This is a genomic window from Pseudomonas sp. RW407, assembly GCF_003176655.1.
GTDB classification, from domain to species: domain Bacteria; phylum Pseudomonadota; class Gammaproteobacteria; order Pseudomonadales; family Pseudomonadaceae; genus Pseudomonas; species Pseudomonas delhiensis.
On sequence record NZ_QGSL01000068.1, the window covers coordinates 1 to 315 of the forward strand.

Consider the following 315-nt stretch of genomic DNA (forward strand, 5'->3'; position numbering starts at 1 on the left):
GTCGAGGTGGACGTGGCGCCGCCGAAGAAGGGCGAGGTGCTGGTACGCATCGTCGCCACCGGGGTCTGCCACACCGACGCCTACACCCTGTCCGGCCAGGATTCCGAAGGCGTGTTCCCGTGCATCCTCGGCCACGAGGGTGGCGGCATCGTCGAAGCGGTGGGCGAGGGCGTGACCTCGCTGCAGGTCGGCGACCACGTGATCCCGCTGTATACCGCCGAATGCCGCGAGTGCAAGTTCTGCAAGTCCGGCAAGACCAACCTCTGCCAGGCCGTGCGCGCCACCCAGGGCAAGGGCCTGATGCCCGACGGCACC

Annotated in this window: 1 protein-coding gene; it reads left to right on the forward strand. The window is 68.9% G+C overall.

Annotated features, from left to right (window positions below):
* A partial coding sequence (locus DK254_RS06475; RefSeq protein WP_158546402.1) for an alcohol dehydrogenase catalytic domain-containing protein occupies window positions 1–315 on the forward strand: 315 nt, incomplete at both ends.